The following is a 10,257-nucleotide window of genomic DNA, read 5'->3' on the forward strand; positions in this document are numbered from 1 at the left end:
CGCCACTGAAAGCGATCTCGTAAAATTTGGCAGGACTACCGCTCAACTCTACTTTTTTGCTTTGATAGTTCATGCGGGTAGCAGCATAGTTGCCATTGATATCCATCGCTTCCAAAGCTTTGGAGAACACATCATATTGCGTAATATCGGAGGTCTTCTTCCAGTTCGCATTGGAGGATGCCGGAGTCGTCCAGTTAAAATCAACAAAGCTGCCAACAGGTGTTAGCCCATCAGTTGTTTTGCTCACAGGCATCCAGCTATAGCTGTATTGCGGACGCCATACATAACCTGTTGAAGTAGTATTCTGCACAACGGACGCTCCTGCCATATCTAATGCAGGAAGGGTATTAGACCAGGTGGTAACGCTTGCCGAAACCAGCCCCAAATTTGTATTGGGGTTCGTGGCATCTACCTTGTAGGTATAGCTGGCCGCCGTTTGGGTCAGCATGTTTTTATTGGTAGAACTGCCAATTTTCAGACCCATGGATGAATATTTTCTATATGCAGGGGTCGTCTCGGTTACAAAGCGATTACCATAGGCATCTGTCTCTACCGATTTGGTTAATGCACCGCTATAAAAATCATAAGCGAGGTTCTGCGAAGTAGTTTGAGTACCATTGACGTAATTGATCACCGTTTGACCCAATGGCACACATGGGTAATCTTCCCGGGCTGACATCGTAGCTTTAACTTGTGATGCAGTTGTCCAGCCCAGTTCATCAACTGTTTTAACCTCCGAATAGCGCTCCTGCAAGAATCCCTGGTATTTTAAATTATATGTATTACCCATATAACTATAAGACGACAACCGACCCTTGTAGTTCACAAAAAATAAAGAATCTGATAACGACTGTAACCCATCGTGTAAAAAATTATTAATTGTCTCACTCAGCTTTTTTCCATCCTTGTCGTATTGAATGATACGCTTAGTAGCGCCGACGCTATGAAGGAACTTTTTTATGGATATATTCCTTGAATCTGCTGTGCAAAAGCCTGTAACAACATTATGAGTATAAGGTGTCTCGGTCATGTTGCGGTAAATCATATTTTCCCGGAACACTTCAAACTGGTAGGTGGTGCTACCCACCACTTGCCTGGTAACTGTCTCCCCACTGCTCTTTATACTGCTGGTTACTGTTACGTACTCATGCATCACACCGGGTGGTGGAATCTCGCGAGCCATTACCAGCAAAGAGTGTAAATTTTTAAATATCCTCCGCTTATATGTCTCTACCCCTTCAGCGTTACCAAAACCAGAAGGTACAGCGTTTGGTAAAAAGTATACATTTTCCATTACCCATGGTTCGAAACATGTAGTTCCCGAGGATATTGTTGGGGCATCAGGTTTCCTGTACAAATATGAAGTTGACATTTCAGTATCACCATTTTGATCTGCAACAGAAATTTTATTAACTCTTAGACCATCCCCCCAAAAAGGAATATTCGGATTACTCACTAGTTTAATGTTGCCGGCAAATGGTCTCCTATTACTACCACATACAGTATTGATTCGTGTGCCACCATAAAAAACAACAGATATAGGACTCTGATAGAAATCACTAAAATCATTATTTTCCACAATAACATAGTTTGTCCCTATTTCTTTTATTAATGTACTATAAGTGCTGTTTTTAGTGTCATATGTTTCATTTGTCCATATAATATTGCGCCACATACAAGGGTTAACCGAATTTATAACTGAGTTAGGATGAAAACTATGCAATAACATCAAAAAATCTAGCCTATCATTAAGATTGTAATAGTCTGAAAGATTAATATCATCTGAATAATCTAATCTTAATTGATTTGTATGTCCGGAAACTTGCTGAATATTTGTTAATGCTATAGGATATTCACTGCTTAATGCAGATTTTGAATAATTCTTTGGTTCATAATGAATACTTGTTATTGAACCTGCCTCGGAAACTATCCTCCTCAAACTCCACGCATCAACAGACTTAGCAGAAATGGGTGTAGTCCTCCTGCCCAGATTTTCGTTTGAATTTATTAAACTTACTTTAGAGTCCGATTTGTAATAACCCCAGATATCGCAGGCATCTTTATTGTATGGTGGATTTTTGGTTTTTACCAGTTTTTTTGCGACTAATGTTCCTGTCATGTTTGAATTTGCCAGTTCGTATGCTGTCATGCCGTTCCCAGGATCAACTAAAGTTTTCTTTGTGACAACGCCACAAAATATTCGCAGAACATCGTTGGTTACTAGTAAATCTCCCACTTCAAAATAGGGATATTGAGTATTAAAAAGTGATCCATTAGAAAAAATACCGGAGGATTCAGGATTTTCAGTTTCCGGTATTTCATACTCAAACCTTGTCGGAGGAATCAGACTTTGCCCCCCTTTACCCCTGTATAATAGATTTTTAAGCGTCAGCTTACCGCTTTTTACGGTTGGCGTATTGCTATCGAAGCTGTTCGTAGTATTGGGACATAATGAATAGTCGTAGCTGAAATTGATGATCCTGATCGCTTTATCTTCCAGTGCATACCTGTTCGCCGCATCTACATCCGCCTTGTCCAGCACGTTGGGGCTATATGCATTGTTGCTGCCTGAAGAAGGCAGTACGAAAAGACTGTCCGAAGCATTTAATAAATATATCCTGTCCAACCGCAGGCTCCGGGCAGAGCCGCTGTTAAACAGGCCTGCATACTGATAATCCTGCTTGGTATTCTTAGTGAATATTGAAGAAGAAGCTCCCTTGCCATCCAGCCTGATATCTTTTTCAAACAGCGCTATATGCGACCGTGTACGGATTGCGTTTAAATAATATACTTCCTTCATTCCCATGGAACAGTTCTGGAACTCATTGTCCTCATCCCTGTGATATCCTTCGGAAGGATTACGCCACACATAATTATTGGACCACTTACCATATTCAAAATTTACCCAGTAGCCCCAGTCGTTGCCGTCCGCTATGCCATTACCGTTGCGGTCCACAAAATCGGGGCCGGTGATGGTGGTAAGGTACCACGTATAGGCATACGGGGTAGATTTAGTGCCGCGGTTAAAATAAACCTTGTTGAACCCACTGTTCTTTATTTTTTCCTGGTAATTCTCCTCGCCATAGCTATAGGCAGGTAGCCCGTAATGATAAGTCACACCCGACTCATTGGTGATGGAAAAACCTTCTATCATATAGGATAAGTAGCGGTCTGATTTAGAATACCCTTTAGAATTACTTGGTTTAACCGTAGGCCCTATATCTATATGCTTGGTGCCGGCAAGCTTCCCGCCTGAATAGCCATAAGCACCATCCCCATCGCCATAAGTGGGGGTGGCAAAGGGTGTAGCAACTGATCGTAAATTCAGCGCAGGGTTGGAGTAAGGGCTATAGTTTTGCCTGTACGAATTAGAAAAATCACCTTCAAAGCGAAATTGAGGTTGTACGTTGGTAACACCCGGAGAATAATAATTAACGGAACGGGAGCCGTCTGCCTTTTTCCTGTTCTGTCCCAGCACTTCCCCCTGGAACAGGTAAGGCCGCATACTGCCTCCCAGCCCCTGAGCCAATACGCGGTAATTATCAAAATCAGGGTAAGCACCGCCCTGAACCCGGCTGGGATCGGGGTAATCAACTATGTTTTTTTCAGCGGGATCCTCCAGCAATGCGTAGGTATCAAAAGCCCTGTCGTAGGCCACCATATTGGTCATGGAGTTTCCTCCTATCGTTTCGGATATCTCCCCCCAGCCGGAACCATATATGCTTCCATGGGTGTATACGTTTGTGGATTTATCGATCCAGGATCGTGTTTTACTATAGCCTAAAGAGAGATTAAAATAATATACCGGTATGTCAACCGAAAAAGAAGAAACATCATATTGCATCCCCGCTCCCTCTGAAGCGCTTACCGACGATGTGATCCCGGCTGCACTTATGGACGGTTTGCCGCCTCCGGTACTGATAGAGGCATTTAATAAAGATCCCTTTATACCATGATGTGGGTTCTTGTCCGATTGTGCAAAGCTATATCCAACTCCACCCGATACTCCTGCATTTAAAGATTCAAAGTTGGTGCTGAATCCGATGCCGGCAGATGCATTAATTGCTCCTCCAACAGCTATTCCAACACCTCCAAAAACATATCCAGCCCCACCATACGGCGAAACGCCTACACCGATACTGGCATTAATACTAGCTTTTCCTAATCCCCAACTCCTTCCGGCACTTACACTCCCCCCAACTCCAAATCCTCTGTAGTCATCTTGCGAAAAGGAAAGATTTACCCCTACCGAAACCGGTGTGTTGGCAATACCAATATTTACCCCTACATCGTACGTTTTTGTTATTCCTTCTTCCATGTACACATGACTATTATTTTGCGGATTATACCAATCATCAGGATAACCATTAACATTCCTGTTAATAGCTCCGGGGTTTAAAGTCCAGCCAAGCCCCACCCAACTGGCATCTTCATTAGGTTGTATGCCCGCATGGTAAGAAAGTGATAAAGGGTATCCTCCTTCAGGCCCGGGCACTTCCAGTAAAGGCATATTATAAGTGAAATCTCCTGTTTGAAGATTTACCATGTCGGTTGTGTCTATGGGCTCAAAACTGGTAGCCTCAGGCGCTGTAGGACCTGAAGTAAGCGCATAGGAAATAACGGGTAAAATAGTATTGCTAAGCATTACAGCCATTAGCGTAGCGGCAATCCTGCGGCGGTAGCGTGCTTTTCTCAAGAGCATATCCAGGGTTTAAAATATGTAGAGATAGTATTTGAAATCTTATCCTGTAAAATAACAAGGGTACTGTCTGAACAATACAACGGCTCACCTACTGCAATGCACGAACCAACTTTGCCATTGGCCTTACCAAGTTTGTGTTTGCTTATTGCAAATCTTTTACGGATCAATCAATGAAAAAAAATGAAAAAAAGAGAAAGAAAAATGGCGGAATCATTAGCACAAGGTCAGGGTTAGCTATTTTTCTTTAAGTAATAAAAATTACTTGCTTGCTAAACTAAAAATAGATTGTTAATTTGATTTTTCAAAATCTATTTATGAATTTTTCTTTAAGAAAAATTATTTAATTCAGCAGTAAATGAAATAACTAAAACCAATAAAAGTAAACACTTAGTTCTATATACATTTTCTTAAACTACCTATCCATTAGAGGTGCAAAGCAGTGTAAGCGATTTAATTGTCATTGCTGTATTTTTAAAAATGCATTGCCCCGGATATATAATTTATCAGAATCAGAGAAAATACTTTTTGATTTATTATTTTACAGTATAGTTTCAAAAAGTAGTGAACACATTTCATTATAAAGAACCCTTAACAATCACTCAGACCTCAGAATGCGAAAAATACTCTTTCTTTTTTTGATACTATTTACTATGCTAACCCCGTCCTTTGCCCAGGAAGGTAACAACTGGTATTTTGGACGTCATGCCGGTTTAAGTTTTAATTACCCAACTCCAAAAGCATTGCATGATGGCGCTCTAAGTACATACGAGGGCTGCGCAACTATAAGCGATAAAAACGGACTATTGCTTTTTTACACAGACGGTACAACAGTATGGAACAAAAATCATCAGCCTATGCCCAATGGAACCGGGTTGTATGGCGATTCATCATCAGCTAATGCAGCTATCATTATTCCCAAACCCGGCTCTGCAACCATCTATTATATTTTCACTTGTGATTCGCAGGAAAATCAAAATATTAAAGGGTATAATTATTCCGAAGTTGACATAACGCTTGACAACGGGCTGGGTGACATAACAGCCAATAAAAATGTTTTACTCTATGCCCCAAGCAGTGAAAAACTTACCGCAGTAAGGGATGCCAATGGAACAGATGTTTGGATTATCACACACGAATGGGGAAGTAATACCTGGCGATCGTTTAAAGTGAGTTGTAATGGAGTAAATACTACTTCTGTTAATTCCTCCGAAGGATGGGTTTACCAGGAAACGAGAGATATAGACGGAACGCCATATCATATTGAATCGGCAGGCTGCCTTAAAGCAAGCCCTGACGGCAGGAAAATTGCGACAACCGACATAAATAGCCAAAAATGGGAGCTTTTTAATTTTGACAATGCAACTGGTAAAATATCAAATGGTTTAAATTTTCACGAATATTCTCCATACGGAATCGAATTTTCACCAGATTCAAAGTTTGTATATGTCAGCTCCGAGAAAAGAGGAGGTATTACAGATAGCAATTCTGTCAAGCAATTTGATCTGGCGGTGCATGATTCAGCCGCAATTGCTTCATCAGCCATTATAATCGGAACAATAGGAGTGGCCGGGAATACTAACTCTATCAATGCACTTCAGTTAGGCCCTGATGATAAAATTTATTGCATACTACAGGAAGATTCCTACCTGAGCGTAATCAATTCTCCAAATACGAGAGGGTTGAGTTGCAACTATATTAACCGGCAAATTGATCTGGAGGGTAAAATTTGTCAGAAGGGTTTACCTGTATTTTTCTCCAGTTTGATCACCAATAAGAACGTGGATTTCAGTTTTACAGCAGGCAACGATTGTGCAACCGTTGGGTTCTCCGCGAGCTCATCTATAAATAACATCACCCAATGGCTTTGGGATTTTGGTGACGGGCAAACCGCTATCGGACAAAATGTATCACATACTTATATAACGGGAAGCGAATACAATGCACAACTTACAGTTACTGTTAATAATATCTGCGGCGGTGGAACAGCCAATGCTACAAAAAAAATCAACCTCAAAAGATTAAGACCGACATCAGCATTTTCATATAACTCACGATGCGGCGATAAAACGTTAACTCTTATTGATTCCTCCACCGTTTCTACAGGAAATATTGTTCAGTGGAATTGGGATTTTGGAGACGGCTCCACCTCTAACCTCGCATCCCCTACACACATATTCAGCAACTTCGGCAAATATAATGTTTCATTAATTACTACTTCGGATGGCGCCTGTAACGGAAATGATACGATAAAGAAAGCAGTAACATTACATGCCAGGCCCATACCGGATATAAGTATTTCCAATGCCTGTATCAATAAAAAGGTATCATTCTCCGATATGTCAATCATTCAGCATGATACCATAGCCGCAAGGTTCTGGGAATTTGGCGACGGGCAACAATTTACAACACAAACATTTGAGCGGCAGTTTAGCACAGCAGATACATATACCCTCAAAATGGCAGCCCGCTCCGGTGCAGGGTGCAGTTCCGACACGCTCTTTAAAACATTCACCATAGACGCAACCCCGCAAGCAAAATTCAGTATCGGAACAGCATGTGTTGATTCGGCAATTTCATTCCGGGATGAATCTGTTGTAACCAACGGCAATATTACACAATGGCATTGGGAACTGGGAGACGGCAATGTTGCGGATCAGCAAAACACATCTCATCAATATGCCAATGCAGGCAGCTATGCAGCTAAGTTTGTTGTAACCACCGCACAACATTGTAGTTCAGATACTTTAATACAAACCATACAGGTTGATTCCAGACCTACAGCGATTTTTTCTGTAACGGATGGATGTATTGGCAAAGCGATGGTTCCTGAAAATCATTCCACTACTACTGTTGGAAACATTGGGGAATATTTATGGGATACAGGGGAGGGGTTTAAACCTACAGGCGAAAAGCCTTCTTTTTTGTTTAATGTCCCAGGAAATCAACTCATCAGGATGATAGCAAGATCAACTCAGGGTTGTGTCTCAGCCATAGCAGAACAGACCATAAACATTCAATCTAATCCTGTCGCAGCATTTACTTTTGGTAACACTTGTGCCGGCAAAGAAATACCGTTCACCAATACCAGTTCTAATAGCGCCGGCGCTATTGAAAAATGGAACTGGAATTTTGGCAATGGGAGCAATTCGCAGGAGTTTGAACCCGTTTATATTTTCAACAGTTTTGGTAATTACAATGTTTCTCTTACAGCTACCACCCAAAATGGCTGCAGCAACATTGCAAACAAAACGATTACCATTGCTAAGGTCAATGTATCGGCCGGCAATGATACCCTTGTTGCCATAGGACAGCCGCTGCAACTGGTTGGCTCGGGAGCAAAGAATTATCAATGGTATCCAACCAATTACCTGAATAGCCCGCTCAACAATAGCCCGATCGCCATATTACCGGCCGATATGTCCTATTATCTTACAGGTACAACTACAGAAGGTTGTATCGGATATGATACCATCAATATCAAGGTATACAAAGGCCCGAACATTTATGTGCCTAACGCTTTTACACCAAATGGAGATAAAACAAATGATATTTTTAAGCCGGTTATGCCGGGTATAAAGCAATTAATGTATTTCTCCGTTTATAACCGCTGGGGACAACTGGTTTACCAAACCAGCATACAGGGGCAGGGATGGAACGGGATGCTTAATGGGAAGGCTGTACCGGCAGGAATATACATCTGGACATTAAGCGCCATTGACTATAATAACAAACCCTGGAAGAAAAATGGCAGTGTTGTGGTTATAAGGTAAAAATTTTAAACCTCTGACTGATAGAAATACCGAACAGCCGGGAGAATCCATATTCATCAGCTATTATTGATTTTGGAGATTCTTCCAACAATACAAACAACATCAAAACTGATAAGCCGCTCCAATATACAAACCACTTATTTTGTCGATTTTCCAGTTGATATGAGTACCTGTATATTTACTGAGTCCTAATTGGTAGCTGGCTTGTATCACAAGGTGCTTAATAACCGTATGCTCCAAACCAAAAATCCAATTAAAAGCCGCTCCGGATAGTTTTTTTTCTTTCTTCAAATCTACTTTGTAAATTTCCTCATGTATATCAGTTAAGCTGCTTTCAGACTTCCACAACGAAGTGATCTTTGCACTCATTGGAAAATCTACCTGCGGCCCGGTTAAAACAGAAAAATATTTAGTACTGTATTTAAACATATTGCCCAGGGTAATTGCTGTTACATATAAATCATCGTCATGGCCATAAGAAATGCGGGCATTAACGGGGGAGGTGCTATACACCTGCTTTTGATGATAGTATCCAAAACCCACTTCAGGCTGTAATGAAAAATGTTGTGAGGCCTTGTATTCCATCGTTAATTTCGCGGCAGCACCAACAGCGAATTTGCTTTTACGATAGTTTTTGAAGCTGGGTGTAATGTCAATATAAGAAATCGCCGGTGTGCGGGTAAAGTTAATGCCGCCGGAAATACCGAATTTCAACTTTCGCTGTTCCTGCTTCTCAGACTGGGCGCTGGACTGTATAGCAATAACAATACAACAGAGGAATAAAAGTGATCTCATCATTTAATTATAGTGTTAGTTATTGTTTATAAGGTTTTTTATTTATGGATAAATCAAAATTCTATTGTGTTAATGTACTGCAAAATAGTCATTATAGGTTTTAATTATCTCCGGTGTATCCCTGAAACGAAGTTCCCCTGTTGCAAGTTTTTCCTTTAGTTCCGGGTAGTCGTCTATGAGTACTGGCATCAATTTTTTGAAAGCTTTCTTCCTGAATTTTTCTACCAGTCCTTCTTTTTCTATCACCCATTCTTTTATCGTTCTGCTGGACATCATTCCTCCGGAGGTGGTATTGCTGACCACACTATAATACAAATACAGTTTTATTTTACCATCCTGCAAAACCTGGGCAAAATCACGGGGATAGTGCACCGCAAAATTTAAAGTGAAATTTTTAATAATCGCAAAGCTGTCTTTCTCTATTACAAAGCAGCAGATATCTTTAGTCGTCAGTTTTACTCTCTTATGTTCCCGCGTTTCTTTAAAGCTGATGTAGCAATCTCCATTTGATTTATCTTTGAAACCATTTCCCCCGTACTGCAGCCGGAGCAACCCATTCACTTTTGTACCGTCCTTTTGGTAGTAATAACCCTCTTTATACTGACCATATGAATCATGCAAGAAGAAAATTGCTATTATCAATAGCAAGCTTTTATTGAAGAAATATCTATTCATCATTTATTCTTCATTAATTAGTAACGTTAGCCGTGAAGGCATAAAAATAAACCTCTTGATACCCACTCAGCTCGGCTCCACTTCTGTACTACCATCCCAAGCTTTTCTTATTTTATTGTCGCATTCTCCTACCGCTTCTGTTGTTGGTACGCCACCCGCAGTATCCGCCCCGCATACTCAACAACGGCGGGGCACTGGAACACCAACGTGGGCAAAAATCTATCTGACGAAAGTTTGGTCATTTTCATTCTTTTATTTACTTAGGGCTTGCTCATAAACTCGCCAGATTCCATTTTTTCAGATTATGGTTTAATA

General features: G+C 40.9%; 4 protein-coding genes. 1 reads left to right on the top strand and 3 read right to left on the bottom strand.

What is annotated here, in order from left to right; all coding sequences use genetic code 11:
- The coding region (locus PLE34_RS20815; protein WP_324560214.1) for a hypothetical protein at positions 1-4,702 on the bottom strand (4,702 nt) is incomplete at its 3' end.
- A 650-nt stretch (positions 4,703-5,352) separates the two neighbouring features.
- On the opposite strand from PLE34_RS20815, the gene PLE34_RS20820 reads away from it, so the two are divergent.
- A complete protein-coding gene (locus tag PLE34_RS20820; RefSeq protein ID WP_324560216.1) occupies positions 5,353-8,472 on the top strand; it encodes a PKD domain-containing protein in 3,120 nt (1,039 codons plus the stop codon).
- Between the two features lie 102 nt (positions 8,473-8,574).
- On the opposite strand, the gene PLE34_RS20825 is transcribed toward PLE34_RS20820, so the two are convergent.
- Both PLE34_RS20825 and PLE34_RS20830 read right to left on the bottom strand, forming a co-directional pair.
- Complete coding sequence (locus tag PLE34_RS20825) at positions 8,575-9,270, bottom strand: outer membrane beta-barrel protein (RefSeq protein ID WP_324560218.1); 696 nt, start codon at positions 9,268-9,270, stop codon at positions 8,575-8,577.
- Between the two features lie 66 nt (positions 9,271-9,336).
- Entirely contained in the window at positions 9,337-9,888 is a 552-nt protein-coding gene (locus PLE34_RS20830) for a hypothetical protein (protein WP_324560220.1), read from the bottom strand.
- Positions 9,889-10,257 lie beyond the last annotated feature (369 nt).

The organism is Agriterribacter sp., assembly GCF_035445465.1.
In the GTDB taxonomy this organism is placed as follows: domain Bacteria; phylum Bacteroidota; class Bacteroidia; order Chitinophagales; family Chitinophagaceae; genus Agriterribacter.